We start from the raw sequence: 14,566 nt of genomic DNA, 5'->3' as shown, positions 1-14,566 counted from the left end.
CCGGCCCGCGGCAAAGGCCGCGGCCCACGGCCGTATCGGCGGCAGGCGCCTCGTACCGCTTAGCCGCGCCGCGACACCTCGACGCGCGCGAGCAGTTCGGGCGTGACGTCGCCCGTAACGTAGTTGCCGTCGAAGCAGGAGGCGTCGAAATCCTGCACGGCCGGATTGACGTCGCGCACCGCCTGCTTCATGGAGTCGATGTCCTGGTAGACCAGCGCATCGGCACCGATGATGCGGGCGACCTCCTCGTCAGAGCGGCCATGGGCGATCAGCTCGGAGCTGGTCGGCATGTCGATGCCGTAGACGTTGGGGTAGCGCACCGGGGGCGCCGCGGACGCGAAGAAGACCTTGTTCGCGCCGGCCGCGCGCGCCATGTCCACGATCTCGCCGCTGGTCGTGCCGCGCACGATGGAGTCGTCGACGATGAGCACGTTCTTGCCGGCGAACTCCTCGCCGATGGCGTTGAGCTTCTGGCGCACCGACTTCTTGCGCACGGCCTGGCCGGGCATGATGAAGGTGCGACCGACGTAGCGGTTCTTGATGAAGCCCTCGCGGTAGTCCAGCTTCAGGCGCGAGGCGAGCTGCATCGCGGCCGGGCGCGCCGAATCCGGGATCGGCATGACCACGTCGATCTCGCCGAGGTTGAGCTGGCGCGCCACCTTGTCGGCAAGGTATTCGCCCATGCGCAGGCGCGCGCTGTATACCGAGACGCCGTCCATCAGCGAATCGGGCCGGGCCAGGTAGACGTACTCGAACACACACGGCACCAGGCGCGGGTTCTCGGCGCACTGGCGGGCCGTTACTTCGCCGTCGAGCGTGATGAACACCGCCTCGCCGGGATGGACGTCGCGCTCGAAGGTGAAGCCGGTGCCTTCCAGCGCGACCGATTCCGAGGCGACCATCCATTCGCGGCCGGCGTCGGTGACGGTGTAGCCCATCACCAGCGGACGGATGCCGTACGGGTCGCGGAACGCCACCATGCCGAAACCGGCGATGTGGGCCACGACGGCATACGCCCCACGCACGCGCCGGTGCACTTCGGCGATCGCGCGGAATACGGCTTCCTGGTCCAGCGACACGCCGGTGGTGGCGCGCTGCAGCTCGTGCGCGAACACGTTGAGCAGGACTTCGGAGTCGGAATTGGTGTTGATGTGGCGCCGGTCGATCTGGAACAGCTCGCGGCGCAGTTCCTCGTGGTTGGTGAGGTTGCCGTTGTGGGCGAAGGTGATGCCGAAGGGGGCGTTGACGTACAGCGGCTGGGACTCGTCCTCGTTCTCGACCGAGCCGGCGGTCGGATAGCGCACCTGGCCGATACCGGCGTTGCCCGGCAACGAGCGCATGTTGCGGGTGCGGAACACGTCGCGCACCTGCCCGCGCGCGCGGAACGTGCTGAACACGTTGTTATGTGCGGTGGCGATGCCCGCCGCGTCCTGACCACGGTGCTGCAGCAGCAGCAGGCTGTCGTAAATGAGTTGATTGACGGGCGCATGCGCCACGACACCGACGATTCCACACATGGGATGACTCTCACTGCCCGCCGTCACGCACGGGACGCGTTGTAGAAAGATGGCCGCCTGCCGGAGATATGAGGGAAAGCGGCGATTACTCAAGTCGCGGCGGCTCGCCGCGACGCTTCAAATCGTTTCGGCCTGTGCCGCGCCGGCGTCGGGCGGACGCACCGAGGGCAGGCCGGGCATGTCGGGCAACCCGGGCACCGGCGCCGCGCCGGATGGCGGGGGCTGGTACGGATAGGGTATCCACTGCCCCACGTCCTGCGGCAGCCGCTCCTTGGCCGCGACGATCACCTGCTCCAGCGGGCGCGCCAGAAGCGCGTTGCGCCACCACGCTTCGGCCGGCAGCGCCGTATAGCCCGCGCCCAGCATCAGCACGAACAGGATCAGCAGGCCGCGCACGACGCCGAACAGCATGCCCAGCCCGCGGTCGGCCGGCGCCAGGCCGGTCGAGGCCACGAAGGTACTGAGCGCGAGGTTGATCACGCCCACCAGCAGCAGGATGGCGAAGAAGACACCGATATAGGCCACGGCCAGCCGCAGCAATTCCGTTTCGATGTAGGGGGCAAGCGAGACGTGCACCCACGGGCCCCACCAGACCGCGCCGACGAAGGCGGCGGCAAAAGCGAACAGCGACAGCACCTCGCGGATGAAGCCGCGCAACATGCCGACGGCGGTCGAACACAGCAACACCGCCAGTGCGATGAAGTCGAACCCGGTCACAAAGGCACCAGGCTGCCGCTATACCCGCCGGGCAGGCCGCGCAGCTTGGCTTGCGCGCTCTCCGCCTGGCTACGCGAGTTATAGGGCCCCAAGCGCACACGGTGCACCTGGCCGTCTGGCGTGGTGATGGATTCGATGTAGGCGGTCAGGCCGGCGCCGCGCAGGCGCGACAAGAGCTGATCGGCCCCTTCGCGCGAGCGCACGGCCACGACCTGGACCGCGAAACGCTCGGCGCCGCCGGAACGCGCGCTGGCGTTGTTGCCGGAGGACGCGGGGGGCACGGGCTGGCCTTGCAGCAGGGCAAGCGCGCGCGCAGCCTCGGCCTCCTTCTGGGCCGCGGCCGCATTGGGCGGCGTGCGCGGCTGGGCCACGGGCGGCGGAGGCGGCGGCTGCGTAGCCGCCGGCCGCGCGGGCTCGGGCTTGGCGGTGCTGGGCTGGTTGGCCGCGGCAGGCGGCTGGCCCGGCTGCGCAGGCGTAGGCGTAGGCGTGGACGGCTGCGGCACGGCGCCATGGCCGGGAACCGGCGTGATGTTGGCGATCGCGGCCGGCACGCGGGGATCGACTACGGCGCCGCCGGCGCTGGGCGGCGCTTCCTCGCCGACGCGCCCGGCCGTCTCGGAATTCGTGAGCGACGCGGGGGGCGTCACGACGGCCAGGTTCGGCTGGCCGGGCGCCTGGCTCGGCACCTGGACCGCGAGGTTGTCGTGGGTGGGCTCCGGCTCGCCGTCCAGGATCATGGGCAGCACCACGACCGCGACGAGCACCATCAGGATGGCGCCGACCAGCCGGCGGCGCGCGCGGCGGCGCAGCTCGTCGGCCTGGTCGCGGCCATTGTTGGCAGTGCGCCGGCGGGCCGTGCCCGCCTCTGCCGCTGGACGAGACCCCCGTTGACCGGGGACGTCGTCGTCACCCTCTCGGTTGCGCGTAAAGAACCCCATGCGACAAAACCCCAGCGACAGTCAGAAACGACCCAAAGACCACAATTCTATCACCCTCGCCCGCCCTCTCCCGCGCCGCGGCGAGCCCCGCGGCGGGTTCTGCGGCGACGGCAACCGAGGTGTCCGCGCGGCTGCCTATGCCGGCCTGAGCGACGCGCCGGGCGAGCTCGGCGGCCGGCATCGCCCGCGGCCCGGGCAGGTCCACGCAGACCCAGTGATCGATGCGGCCGGCCAGGTGCGCGATGACCGCGTCGACGTCCTTGTCGGCGAGCATGCCGAACACCGCATAGGTGTACGGGAAGAAGCCCATGTTGTCCAGATTCTGCGCCAGAACGGCGGCGGCGTGGGGGTTGTGCGCCACGTCCAGGATCTGGGTCGGCTGCCCCGGCACGATCTGAAAGCGCCCCGGCAATGTCGCGTTCGCCAGGCCTTGGCGTACCGCCTGCTGGGGCACCGGCAGGCGCGCCTCGAGCGCCTCCAGCACGGCCAGCGCGCCGGCCGCGTTGAGCAACTGGTTCGCGCCGCGCAGCGCCGGATAGGCCAGCGCGTTGCGCCGCCGGCTGCGGCCGCCGTAGTTCCACTGCTGGCGGTCGCCGGCGTAGTTGAAGTCGCGCGAGAACAGCCAGAGATCGGCGCCGATGGCTTCGGCGTAGGCCAGCAGGCGGGCCGGCGGCTCGGGATCGGCGCAGATCGCCGGCCGGCCCGGCCGGTAGATGTGCGCTTTCTCCCAGCCGATGTCCTCGCGGTTCCCGCCCAGGAACTCGACGTGGTCGATATCAACGCTGGTCACGATGGCGCAGTCCGCGTCGACGATGTTGACGGCGTCCAGCCGTCCGCCGAGCCCGACCTCGAGCACGACGGCGTCCAGACTGGACTGGCTGAACAGGCGCAGGATGGCGAGCGTGGTGAACTCGAAATAGGTGAGCGAGGTGGCGCCGCGCGCGGCCTCGACCGCGCGCAACTGCGCCACCAGCGCGGCATCGCTCGCGCTCTCGCCGTTGACACGGGCGCGCTCGTTGAAATCGATCAGATGCGGCGACGTGTAGGTCCCGACGCGATAGCCGGCCGAGAGCAGGATGGCTTCCAGCATGGCACAGGTCGAGCCTTTGCCGTTGGTGCCGCCGACGACGATCTTCACGCAATCCAGGGACAGGCCGAGCCGATCGGCCACCGCCCGCACCCGGTCCAGACCGAGCTCGATCGGCCTGGCGTGCAAGGCCTCCAGATAGGCCAGCCAGTCGGCCAGCCCGGCGGACTCGGCCGGCACGCTGCGTCCAGGCGACACTGCACTCATGGACACACCCTCCTGTCGCTGCGCGACATCCTCCCCGCGGGAGGAAGCGCGCCCCCTTCGGGCGGCTGGGCGGAAGCGCTCATCCCCTCACCCCTCGATCCCGCGCGAGGCGAGGTAGTCGTCGTAGCTGCCCTTGTAGTCGATGATCTCGCCGTCGGGCAGGATTTCGATGATGCGGGTGGCCAGGCCGGAGACGAACTCGCGGTCGTGCGAGACGAAGACCAGGGTGCCGGCGTATTTCTCGAGCGCGAACTGCAGCGACTCGATGGATTCCATGTCCAGGTGATTGGTCGGCTCGTCCATCAGCATGACGTTGTGGCGGCCGAGCATCAGCCGGCCGAACATCATGCGGTTCTTCTCGCCGCCCGAGAGCACCGAGGGCTTCTTGGGCAGGTCGTCGCCCGAGAACAGCAGGCGCCCCAGGGCGGAGCGGATCGACTGGTCGTCGTCGCCCGGCTGCGCCCATTGCGACATCCAGTCGAAGAGGTTGTCGCCGGTCTGGAACTCGCCCGAAACGTCCTGCGCCATGTAGCCGATGTCGGCGTTCTCGGACCACTTGATGAGGCCGGCATCCGGCTCGACGTCACTGGCGAGCAGGCGCAGCAGCGTGGTCTTGCCCACGCCGTTGGCGCCGATGATGGCGATCTTCTCGCCCGCCTCGACCATGCCGCTATAGCCCTTGATGACCGGCTTGTCGTAGCCCTTGGTCAGGCCCTCGACTTCCACCGCCAGGCGATGCATGACCTTCTTCTGCTCGAAGCGGATGTACGGGTTCTGGCGCGAGGACGGCTTGACCACCACCATCTCGGACTTGATCTTGTCGACCTGCTTCTGGCGCGAGGTGGCCTGGCGCGCCTTGGACTTGTTGGCGGAGAAGCGGCGCACGAAGTCCTGCAGCTCCTGCACGCGCTCCTTGGCCTTGGCGTTGGCGGCGACCTGGCGTTCGCGCGCCTGCGTGGAGGCCAGCATGTAGTCGTCGTAGTTGCCCGGATAGACGCGCAGCGTGCCGTAGTCCAGGTCGGCCATGTGGGTGCAGACCTGGTTCAGGAAGTGGCGGTCGTGGCTGATGATGATCATGGTCGAGCGGTACTGGTTCAGCACGCCCTCCAGCCAGCGGATGGTGTTGATGTCCAGGTTGTTGGTCGGCTCGTCCAGCAGCAGCACGTCGGGGTTGGAGAACAGCGCCTGCGCCAGCAGCACGCGCAGCTTCCAGCCCGGAGCGATCTCGCGCATGGGCAGGGCGTGCTGCTCGACCGGGAACTCCAGGCCCAGCAGCAGCTCGCCCGCGCGCGACTCGGCGGTGTAGCCGTCGTATTCGGCGAACTTGGCCTCGAGCTCGGCGGCGCGCATGTAGTCCTCTTCCGAGGCGTCCGGGTTCGCGTAGATCGCGTCGCGCTCGGTCATGGCTTCCCACATCTCGGTGTGACCCATCATGACGACGTCGAGCACGCGCAGGTCTTCGTACGCGAACTGGTCCTGGCGCAGCTTGCCCAGCCGGGTGTTGGGCTCCAGGGCCACATTGCCTGCACTGGGCTCGAGATCCCCCCCGATGATCTTCATCAGCGTGGACTTGCCGCTACCGTTGGCGCCGATGAGACCGTAGCGGTTGCCGTCGCCGAACTTGACCGAGATGTTCTCGAAAAGAGGCTTGGGACCGAACTGGATGGTGAGATTTGAAGTGGAGATCACGGGCGGATGGGCTCGCTGCGGGGTGAGGGAAAACCCGTCATTTTAGCAATTCGTAGCGGCGCTGGCTCGATACGCCCTGCGCGCCGGGCGCGCGACGCCCGTACTAAATTCGCTATTGAGAATTGATAGCATTTGGTTATCATTCGTCTTCACGTTCTCGCCGCGCCCGCCCGGGCGCGCCGCCCCCTTCATCTGGAGACACGTATGCGCTTCTCGCCCCGCCACACGCTGGCCCTGGCCGCGCTCTTTGCCGCCCCGCTCGCCCACGCGGCCGAGGTCAATCTCTATACGACGCGCGAACCCGGCCTGATCCAGCCCCTGACGGAAGCGTTCACCAAGAGCACCGGCGTCAAGGTGAACATGATCGCCCTCAAGGACGGGCTCGCCGAGCGCGTGGCCGCCGAAGGCGAGCGCTCCCCCGCCGACGTGCTCATGACCGTGGACTTCGGCAATCTGGTCGACCTGGTCGAGGCGGGCGTCACGCAACCGGTCTCGTCCGAGACGCTCGCCTCGGCCATTCCGGCCAACCTGCGCGACGACGAAGGCCACTGGTTCGCGCTCTCGCTGCGCAGCCGCGTTGTCTACGCCGAGCGCGGTTCGGCGCTTTCGAGCATCACCTACGAGAACCTTGCCGATCCGCAATGGAAGGGCAAGCTGTGCATCCGCTCCGGCCAGCATCCTTACAACACCTCGCTCATCTCGGCGCACATCGCGCATCACGGCGAGGCCGCCACCGAACAGTGGCTGCGCGGCATGAAGGCGAACCTGGCGCGCAAGGCCGCCGGCGGCGACCGCGACGGCGCGCGCGACATCCTCGGCGGCATCTGCGACATCGCGGTGGCCAATGCCTACTACGCGGGCCAGATGAAGAGCCCGGACGCCAAGGGCGACCAGAAGGCCTGGGGCGAGGCGATCAAGGTGGTGCTGCCCACGTTCGAGGGTGGCGGCACCCACGTCAACGTCTCGGGCGCGGCGGTGGCGCGCCATGCCCCGAACCGGGCCGAGGCCATCCGCTTGCTCGAATACCTCGTCTCCGACGAGGCCCAGGGCATCTACGCGGCGGCCAACTACGAGTATCCGGTCAAGCCCGGCGCACCCGTCGATCCGGTTCTCGCCGGCTTCGGCGAGCTGAAGGTCGACCCGATCCCGCTCGAGAAGATCGCCGCGCACCGCAAGCTCGCCAGCGAGCTGGTCGACAAGGTCGGCTTCGACCAGTGAGAGCGCGGGGACGCGTCCGAGCCGGCGACCGCGCCTGGCTGGCGCCGGCGGTCCTGACGGCCCTGCTGGTGGCGCTGCCCCTGGCCGCGCTGGCCGTGGCCGCCGCCCGGGGCGGCGTGGGCCATTGGGCCCAGCTTGCCGGCACGGTGCTCGGCCCTGCCCTGCGCGACACCGCCGTGCTCCTCGCCGGCGTGGGCGCGATCGCCGTTCTGCTCGGTGCGGCCAGCGCCTGGCTGGTGACGGCCCATGAATTCCCAGGGCGGCGCGTACTCTCGTGGGCATTGCTGCTGCCGCTGGCGATGCCCACCTACATCGTGGCCTACGCCTACCTGGACCTGCTGCATCCCATCGGTCCGGTGCAGGGCGCGATCCGGGCGCTCCTGGGCTACGACAGTCCGCGCCAGTTCCGCCTGCCCGACGTGCGCTCGATGTGGGCCTGCATACTGCTGCTGGGCTGCGTGCTCTATCCCTACGTGTACGTCACGGTGCGCGCGATGTTCCTGATGCAGGCGGCAAGCCTGGTCGAGGCCGCGCGCACGCTGGGCGCACGCCCGCTCGCCGTGTTCTGGCGCATCGGACTGCCCGCGGCCCGCCCCGCCGTCGCCGTCGGCGCCAGCCTGGCCTTGATGGAGGCGCTCAACGACATCGGCGCGAGCGAATTCCTCGGCGTGCGCACCCTCACCGTCACCGTCTACACCACCTGGATCACGCGCTCGGATCTGGCCGGCGCGGCCCAGCTCGCCTTGGCCATGCTGCTGCTGGTGGTGCTGCTCATCGTCGCCGAGCGCCGCGCGCGCCGCCGGCTTGCCTATGCGGCAAGCGCCAATGCGCCGCGGCGCCTAACGCCCATCCCGCTGCGCGGCACCGCCCGCTGGGTCACGCCCGCCCTGCTCTTCGTACCCGTGCTGCTGGGTTTTCTCGCGCCGGGGGCCTATCTGCTCGACGCCGGCCTGGAACGCTATCTCGACGCCGGCATCAGCCCCGCGCTGTGGCGCGGCACGGGGCACACGCTGGCCCTCGCGGCCGCCGCCACCATCCTCACACTGTGCGCCGGCCTCGCCCTGGCCTACGGCGCGAGGGTGGCCCCCGGAGCGGTCTCGCGCGCGCTGCAGCGCATCGGCTCGCTGGGCTACGCCGTGCCCGGCACGGTGCTGGCCATCGGCCTGCTCACGCCCCTGCTTGCCTTCGATCACTGGTTCGCCGGCGTGCTGGAGGCCGCCGGCATGCAGGGCGTGGGCCTGGTCCTGCTCGGTTCCGGCACGGCCATCGTGCTCGCCTGCACGGTGCGCTTTCTCGCCATCGCCGCGGGCAGCGTGGAAGCCGGGCTCGCCCGGCTTCCCGGCAGCCTGGACGCCGCCGCGCGTTCGCTCGGCCAAGGCCCGGGCGGGCTGCTGTGGCGGGTGCATCTGCCGCTGCTGAGCCCGGCCCTGGCAGCCGCGGCCCTGCTGGTGTTCATCGACTGCATGAAGGAATTGCCGGCCACGCTGCTGCTGCGCCCGCTCAACATCGACACTCTGGCCACCCTGCTCTATGCCGAAGCGGCGCGCGGCGCCTACGAGGACGGTGCGCTCGCTGCGCTCTTCATCGTGATCGCGGGCCTGCTGCCCGTGGTGCTGCTCGCTCGCGTGGGCGAGCACCGCCGCACCGGCCCGGCCGGCGCGAGCGCGCCGGCAACCCACGGTTTGCTCGCTCGACCCGCGGCCGCCTGACACCGCGGCCGGCGCGCGCGGCGGCTGGCGCTTAGGCGATGCTGAAGACCTGGCGCAGATAGGCCAGATAGGCCGGGTCTTCGCACATGGTCTTGTCGGGCGTGTCGGTCACCTTGGCCACCGGCTGGCCGTTGCAGCGCACCATGCGCAGCACGTGCTGCAAGGGTATGCAGCCGACATCGTTGGTCAGGTCGGTGTCGACCCCGAAAGCCACCTGGCAGCGCCCGTTGAAGCGCTCGAACAGGCCGATGGCGAGCGGAAAGCTCAGGTTGTCCGAGAACACCAGGGTCTTGGTGTGCGGATCGACGCGGTTCAGCCGGTAGTGATCGAGCATGCGCTCGCCCCACGTGAACGGGTCGCCGGAATCATGGCGCGCGCCATCGAAGAGCTTGCAGAAATACATATCGAAGTCGCGCATGAAGGCGTCCGCGCCATACACGTCCGACAACGCAATGCCGAGGTCGCCGCGATACTCGCGCGCCCAGGTCTCCAGCGCGAAGATCTGCGATTCGCGCAGGCGCGGGCCCAGCGCCTGGCACGCCTGCAGGTATTCGTGGCCCATGGTGCCCAGCGGCCGGATGCCGTGGCGCATGGCCAGGTGCACGTTGCTGGTGCCGGCCAGGTTCTCGCCCAGGCGCTCGACCAGGCGCGCGATCACCTGCTCGTGCCAGGCCTTGGAGAAGCGCCGCCGGGTGCCGTAGTCCGCGACGCGGAACCCCGCGAGCGAGCGGTCCTGGCGCACGAGGTCGATCTTCGCGTCCAGCCTGGCCATGGCGCGGCCCCAATCGGGCTCCGCGCAATAGCGGCGCGAGTACACCTCGTTCACGATGGCCAGCACCGGCATCTCGAAGAGGATGGTGTGCAGCCAGGCGCCGCGCACCGTGATCTGCAACTGCCCCGTCGCGGCGTCGGCATCCACCGTGACGCACTGCTGCGGCAGGTGGAACAGGCGCAGGAAGTCGATGAAGTCGCTCCGGATGAAGCGCAGGCCGCCGAGGTAGGACAGCTCGGCTTCGCTGAAGCGCAACCCGCACAACGCATCGATCTCGGCGCGGATGGCCTCGACGCACGGACGCATGTCCACGCCCTGCGGGGCACGGCAGCGATAGCGGTACTCGACCTGGGCCGCCGGGAAGTGATGCAGGACCACCTGCATCATCGTGAACTTGTAGAGGTCCGTGTCGAGCAGGGAGTCGATCAGCATGGCGGGCGAGGCTCGGGATGCCGGTCAGCCGGCCTTGGGGGCGTTGGCGCCGCCATAGGCCGCGGCTGCGTCGCCGGTCGCGGCGTACACGTGCTCGGCCGCGGGAAAACGCCCCGCGCCGACTTCCTCGGCGTAGGCGCGAAACGCGCGCTCGATGAGGTTGCCTTCGCCCGGCGCGAGCTCGCGCGTGAAGTCCTTCACGAAGCGGGCGGGCCGATCGGTCATGCCCAGCATGTCGTGCATCACCAGCACCTGGCCGTCGCAGGCGCCGCTGGCGCCGATCCCGATGGTGATCGCGCCCACCGATTCGGCCACGCGGCGGCCCACGTCCTCGGGTACGCCTTCGATCAGGACCATCGCCGCGCCGGCCGCGTCGAGCGCCTGCGCATCGGCGAGGATGCGCTCGGCGGAGGCGGCATCGCGACCCTGCACCCGAAAGCCGCCGACCGCGTTGACGTGTTGCGGCAGCAGGCCCACGTGGGCGCAGACCGGGATGCCCGCCAGCACGTACTGCTTGACGATGGGCGCGATCTCGGCGCCGCCCTCGAGCTTGACCATCTGCGCGCCCGCCTTCATCAGCGTGACGGCGTTGCGCATGGCCTGCGCCGCATCCTCGTGGTATGAACCGAAGGGCATGTCGGCCACCAGGAACGCGCGCGGCGCGCCGCGCGCGATGCACGCGGTGTGGTACGCGATGTCGTCGACCGTGACGGGCAGCGTGCTGTCGTGGCCCTGCACGACCATGCCCAGCGAGTCGCCCACCAGCAGCGTGTCGACACCGGCGGCATCCATGAGGCGGGCAAAGCTCGCGTCATAGCAGGTGAGCATGGCGAGCTTGCGGCCGCCGGCAAGGGTCTTGCGTAACGTGGAAAGCGTGTGGCGCATGGTGAACCGGCCTTGAGGGATGCGGCGGCCGCCGCTCCTGTTGTTGGTGGCAATCCGTTACCTTAGCACACGCCCCGGCGGCCCCAGCCGGCCGCGGGGCTGCCAGGAATGGCCGCGCGGCGGTAAAATAGCGGGCTATTTGGCCTTGGCTCGCCGCAAGCTGCACGCCCACGCAGGGGCGCACGCGCTGCGCGCGTCGCCAGGATCCCGTCCGCCCCCGCCGGGCGGCACTGTAACCAGATTTTCCATGGGCGCCGTGCGTGTTGCCCGCCCAGCGAACGGAGTTTTGCATGACCCACGTCGTCACCGAGAACTGCATCAAATGCAAATTTACCGACTGCGTCGATGTCTGTCCGGTGGACTGCTTTCGCGAGGGCCCGAATTTCCTCGTCATCGACCCCGATGAGTGCATCGACTGCGCAGTGTGCATCCCGGAATGCCCGGCGAATGCCATCTACGCCGAGGAAGACCTGCCCCAGGACCAACTGAACTTCATCGAGTTGAACGCCGAGCTGGCCAAGGACTGGCCCACCATCACCCGCACCAAGCAGCCGCTGCCGGACGCGGACGAATGGAACGACAAGCCGGGCAAGCTGGAGCACCTGGAACGCTGAACGCGCATCCGCCGCCGATGACTGAAGAGAAGTACACCGCCGAGACGATCACCTGGCTGCATACCTGGGTGCCGGGCAAGCTGTTTTCCCTGCGCTGCACGCGCGACCCGGGCTTTCGCTTCACGGCCGGCCAGTTCGCGCGCCTGGGCGTCAAACCCCGGGGCAGCGACGAGATCGTCTGGCGTGCGTACTCGATGGTGTCCTCGCCGCACGATGAACACCTGGAGTTCTTCTCCATCGTGGTCGAGGGCGGCCTGTTCACCGGCGCGCTCGAACACCTGCGCGTGGGCGACACGGTGTACGTCGAGAAGACCGCATACGGTTTTCTCACCATCGAGCGCTTCGCGCACGACGTGCCGCTGGAGCGCAGCCTGTGGATGCTCGCTTCGGGCACCGGGCTCGCGCCCTTTCTCTCGATGCTGACCGACCTCGCGGTCTGGGAGCAGTTCGGTCCGCTGGTGCTGGTGCATAGTGTGCGCACGCGCGAGGAACTGGCCTATGCCGACACCCTGCGCGCGCTGCCCGAGCACCCGGTGTTCGGCGAGTTCCTGCGCGAGAATCCGGCCCGCCTGCGATATCTGCCGGTGGTGACGCGCGAGCATGTGCCCGGCGCGCTGTCGCACCGCATCACCGAGCTGCTTGCCGACGGCGAGCTGGAACGCGCCGCCGGGCTGCCGCTGGACCCGGCGCAGGCCTGCGTCATGCTGTGCGGCAATCCGGAGATGGTGAGGGATCTGCGCAAGCTCGTGCAGGAGCGCGGATTTCGCGCGCCGCGGCGCGGTCAGCCGGGCAACCTGGCAGTCGAGAACTATTGGTAAACAATCGCTAAGCGTGCGTTCGGCCCGCTTGGGGAGGCGGGCCGACGGGCGTAGAATGGTGCGATGCAGTAAAGCCGATTATCGGCGCCGCGCCCCGCCTCCCCCGGCCCTGCCGCACAACGGCAGGCCACTGCTATAGGGATATACGGACATGCTGTACCAACTTCACGACCTGCAGCGCTCCTTGCTGGCCCCGTTCGTGGCGCTTGCCGACGTCGGCGCCCAGATGTTTTCCAGCCCGTACAGCCCGTGGGCGTACATGCCCGTCTCGCGGCGCATCTCGGCCAACTACGAGCTGCTGTACCGCCTGGGCAAGGACTACGAAAAGCCGCCCTGGAACCTGCCCACCACCGAGGTGGACGGCAAGACGGTTGCCGTGACCGAGCGCGTGGTCGTCGACCGGCCGTTCTGCAAGCTCATCCATTTCGAGCGCGCGGTGCCGCGCAGCCGCGCTCGAGACCCCCGCATCCTGGTCGTGGCACCGCTCTCGGGCCACCACGCCACCTTGCTGCGCGACACGGTGCGCGCCCTGCTCCCGCAGCACGAGGTCTACGTGACCGACTGGGTCGATGCCCGAATGGTGCCGGCGAGCAAGGGCCCCTTCCACCTGTCGGACTACATCCACTACGTGCAGGGCTTCATCCGCCACCTGGGTCCGGACGTGCATGTCATGGCGGTCTGTCAGCCCACCGTGCCGGTGCTTGCCGCGGTGGCGCTGATGGCGGCGCACAACGACACGCACCTGCCGCGCTCGATGATCCTCATGGGCGGGCCGATCGATCCACGCTGCTCGCCGACCCAGGTCAACAACCTGGCCTCGACCAAGCCGTATTCATGGTTCGAGAACCAGTTGATCCATCGCGTCCCGCCGCGCTTTCCGGGGCATGGGCGCAAGGTGTATCCGGGATTCCTGCAGCACGCCGGTTTCGTTTCCATGAACCCGGATCGCCATCTGCAATCGCACTACGACTTCTACCAGCACCTGGTGCAGGGCGACGACGATGACGCCGAGAGCCATCGCCGCTTCTACGACGAATACAACGCGGTGCTCGACATGCCCGCCGAGTACTACCTCGACACCATCAAGACGGTGTTCCAGGACTACGCCTTGCCGCGGGGCACCTGGGAGGTCGACGGCGAGAAGGTCGATCCTTCCCTCATCAAGAACGTCGCGCTCTTCACCATCGAAGGCGAACTCGACGACATCTCGGGCATGGGCCAGACCGAGGCCGCGCAGCGACTGTGCAGCGGCGTTCCGGCGGACATGAAGCAGCACTACATCGCACCCAAGTGCGGCCACTACGGGATCTTCTCCGGCCGGCGCTGGCGCGAGACCATCTGCCCGCAGGTGACCGAGTTCGTGCGCCGCTACGAAAACCCCGCCGCGCAGGAGCAGGTTGCGCAGGCGAGCTGAGCCGCCGTGAACCGAACCTTCTTGATCGAAAGGCTGCAGGCCGTCCTGCCGCAGACGCAGTGCACGCAATGCGGCTACGAGGGCTGCAGCCCGTACGCCGAGGCCCTGGCCGACGGCACGGCCCTGACCGATCGATGCCCGCCGGGCGGCGATGCCGGCGCCGCCGCGCTCGCCGCGGTGCTGGCCCGCCCACCCATCGCGCAGGATCGCAGCCGCGGCAGCCAGGGGCCGCTCGCCCTGGCCGTCATCGACGAGGCGCATTGCATCGGCTGTACGCTGTGCATCCGCGCCTGCCCGGTGGACGCCATCGCGGGCGCCAACAAGCGCATGCATACGGTGCTGGCCGACGCCTGTACCGGCTGCGAACTGTGCATTGCGCCCTGTCCCGTCGATTGCATCCGCATGGTGCCGCTGGAGCCCAAGCGCTACTGGACCCGCGACGACGCCCGCCTGGCGCGCGAGCGCCATCGCCAGCGCCAGGCGCGTCTGGCCCGTGTCCCGGCATCGGCGCGCAGCGCCGCGGGCGCTGTCGCCGCGCCGTCCGCCGCC

General features: G+C 69.1%; 12 protein-coding genes and 1 pseudogene. 6 read left to right on the top strand and 7 right to left on the bottom strand.

The features are described 5' to 3' along the window. Positions 1-59: 59 nt before the first annotated feature. The 5 genes from purF to FOZ76_RS03420 all read right to left on the bottom strand — a co-directional run bounded on the left by purF (position 60) and on the right by FOZ76_RS03420 (position 6,155). A complete protein-coding gene (gene purF, locus FOZ76_RS03440) occupies positions 60-1,517 on the bottom strand; it encodes an amidophosphoribosyltransferase (protein ID WP_143946741.1) in 1,458 nt (485 codons plus the stop codon). A gap of 117 nt (positions 1,518-1,634) precedes the next feature. Further along, positions 1,635-2,234 (bottom strand): CvpA family protein, encoded by a 600-nt coding sequence (locus FOZ76_RS03435; RefSeq protein WP_143946740.1) that lies wholly within the window; start codon positions 2,232-2,234, stop codon positions 1,635-1,637. After that, entirely contained in the window at positions 2,231-3,172 is a 942-nt protein-coding gene (locus FOZ76_RS28125; protein ID WP_143946739.1) for an SPOR domain-containing protein, read from the bottom strand. The genes FOZ76_RS03435 and FOZ76_RS28125 overlap by 4 nt, the downstream gene beginning before the upstream one ends. Next, positions 3,141-4,466, bottom strand: coding sequence for a bifunctional tetrahydrofolate synthase/dihydrofolate synthase (gene folC / locus FOZ76_RS03425; RefSeq protein ID WP_143946738.1), 1,326 nt, complete (start codon positions 4,464-4,466; stop codon positions 3,141-3,143). Before folC ends, FOZ76_RS28125 begins: the two co-directional genes overlap by 32 nt. 87 nt (positions 4,467-4,553) lie before the next feature. After that, positions 4,554-6,155: an ABC-F family ATPase gene (locus tag FOZ76_RS03420; RefSeq protein ID WP_143946737.1), complete on the bottom strand. Its 1,602-nt coding sequence runs from the start codon at positions 6,153-6,155 to the stop codon at positions 4,554-4,556. A gap of 204 nt (positions 6,156-6,359) precedes the next feature. On the opposite strand from FOZ76_RS03420, the gene FOZ76_RS03415 reads away from it, so the two are divergent. Both FOZ76_RS03415 and FOZ76_RS03410 read left to right on the top strand, forming a co-directional pair. Further along, positions 6,360-7,373, top strand: coding sequence for a Fe(3+) ABC transporter substrate-binding protein (locus tag FOZ76_RS03415; protein WP_143946736.1), 1,014 nt, complete (start codon positions 6,360-6,362; stop codon positions 7,371-7,373). Then, positions 7,370-8,998: pseudogene (locus FOZ76_RS03410) on the top strand (ABC transporter permease); the annotation flags it as partial. The gene FOZ76_RS03415 and the pseudogene FOZ76_RS03410, both read left to right, overlap by 4 nt. Positions 8,999-9,113: 115 nt before the next feature. Here FOZ76_RS03410 and pncB read toward each other — a convergent pair. Further along, entirely contained in the window at positions 9,114-10,286 is a 1,173-nt protein-coding gene (gene pncB, locus FOZ76_RS03405) for a nicotinate phosphoribosyltransferase (RefSeq protein WP_143946734.1), read from the bottom strand. A gap of 24 nt (positions 10,287-10,310) precedes the next feature. After that, the gene (gene panB / locus FOZ76_RS03400; RefSeq protein ID WP_143946733.1) at positions 10,311-11,171 is read right to left on the bottom strand and encodes a 3-methyl-2-oxobutanoate hydroxymethyltransferase; all 861 of its coding nucleotides are present in this window, start codon (positions 11,169-11,171) and stop codon (positions 10,311-10,313) included. Between the two features lie 290 nt (positions 11,172-11,461). Here panB and fdxA point away from each other — a divergent pair, with 290 nt between their 5' ends. The 4 genes from fdxA to FOZ76_RS03380 all read left to right on the top strand — a co-directional run. Further along, on the top strand, positions 11,462-11,785 hold the full coding sequence (gene fdxA, locus FOZ76_RS03395) for a ferredoxin FdxA (RefSeq protein WP_143946732.1): 324 nt from the start codon (positions 11,462-11,464) through the stop codon (positions 11,783-11,785). A 17-nt stretch (positions 11,786-11,802) separates the two neighbouring features. Beyond that, a complete protein-coding gene (locus FOZ76_RS03390; protein ID WP_143946731.1) occupies positions 11,803-12,603 on the top strand; it encodes a ferredoxin--NADP reductase in 801 nt (266 codons plus the stop codon). 151 nt (positions 12,604-12,754) lie between these two features. Then, positions 12,755-14,017 carry a polyhydroxyalkanoate depolymerase gene (locus tag FOZ76_RS03385; RefSeq protein WP_143946730.1) on the top strand — a complete coding sequence of 421 codons (1,263 nt, stop codon included), beginning with the start codon at positions 12,755-12,757 and terminating at the stop codon, positions 14,015-14,017. A 6-nt stretch (positions 14,018-14,023) separates the two neighbouring features. After that, on the top strand, positions 14,024-14,566 hold a 543-nt coding region (locus FOZ76_RS03380), incomplete at its 3' end, for an RnfABCDGE type electron transport complex subunit B (RefSeq protein ID WP_143946729.1).

The sequence above is a fragment of the Verticiella sediminum genome, assembly GCF_007558815.1.
Taxonomy (GTDB): Bacteria; Pseudomonadota; Gammaproteobacteria; order Burkholderiales; family Burkholderiaceae_B; genus Verticiella; species Verticiella sediminum.
This window is presented reverse-complemented; position numbering and strand designations above follow the sequence as displayed.

Coding starts and splice junctions, on each gene's coding strand:
- FOZ76_RS28125 (WP_143946739.1), bottom strand. CDS start 3,172: ATGGGGTTCTTTACGCGCAACCGAGAGGGTGACGACGACGTCCCCGGT.
- FOZ76_RS03385 (WP_143946730.1), top strand. CDS start 12,755: ATGCTGTACCAACTTCACGACCTGCAGCGCTCCTTGCTGGCCCCGTTC.
- folC (WP_143946738.1), bottom strand. CDS start 4,466: ATGAGTGCAGTGTCGCCTGGACGCAGCGTGCCGGCCGAGTCCGCCGGG.
- panB (WP_143946733.1), bottom strand. CDS start 11,171: ATGCGCCACACGCTTTCCACGTTACGCAAGACCCTTGCCGGCGGCCGC.
- FOZ76_RS03415 (WP_143946736.1), top strand. CDS start 6,360: ATGCGCTTCTCGCCCCGCCACACGCTGGCCCTGGCCGCGCTCTTTGCC.
- fdxA (WP_143946732.1), top strand. CDS start 11,462: ATGACCCACGTCGTCACCGAGAACTGCATCAAATGCAAATTTACCGAC.
- pncB (WP_143946734.1), bottom strand. CDS start 10,286: ATGCTGATCGACTCCCTGCTCGACACGGACCTCTACAAGTTCACGATG.
- FOZ76_RS03390 (WP_143946731.1), top strand. CDS start 11,803: ATGACTGAAGAGAAGTACACCGCCGAGACGATCACCTGGCTGCATACC.
- purF (WP_143946741.1), bottom strand. CDS start 1,517: ATGTGTGGAATCGTCGGTGTCGTGGCGCATGCGCCCGTCAATCAACTC.